This window comes from Microvirga sp. HBU67558 (genome assembly GCF_018069605.1).
In the GTDB taxonomy this organism is placed as follows: domain Bacteria; phylum Pseudomonadota; class Alphaproteobacteria; order Rhizobiales; family Beijerinckiaceae; genus Microvirga; species Microvirga terrae.
The window spans coordinates 1-302 of the sequence record NZ_JAGPUP010000122.1; the positions used below are offsets into that span (position 1 = coordinate 1).

General features: G+C 62.6%; 1 protein-coding gene and 1 pseudogene. Both read left to right on the forward strand.

Features of this window, described 5'->3' with window-relative positions; translation table 11 throughout:
• Positions 1-138, forward strand: a pseudogene (locus KBI52_RS33770) (short-chain dehydrogenase/reductase); the annotation flags it as partial.
• A gap of 50 nt (positions 139-188) precedes the next feature.
• Positions 189-302 (forward strand): alpha/beta fold hydrolase (locus KBI52_RS32415; protein ID WP_371823082.1); only part of this gene is annotated, 114 nt, incomplete at its 3' end.

Below are 302 nucleotides of genomic sequence, written 5' to 3' on the forward strand. Positions count from 1 at the left end.
GATGCCGATGACGCCCCGCTTCACCTGCCGCTCGGCCCGGCCGCGCACGCAATCGCAGAGCGAAAGCTGGCTGCCTTTCGCAGCGATATCGACGCCTGGCGCGACATCACGATGGCCACCGATTTCGACCGGCCCTGAGAGCTAGCCATGCGCTCTGTTTGATCGTTAACATCGACTGGAAAGCAAAGATGATCGCAGCTTTGAGCGGGTTTACCCAGCAGCTGGTGCGGGTGAATGGCATCAAGATCAACGCCGTCGCGGGAGGCTCAGGCCCGCCGATCCTTCTGCTTCACGGCTGGCCC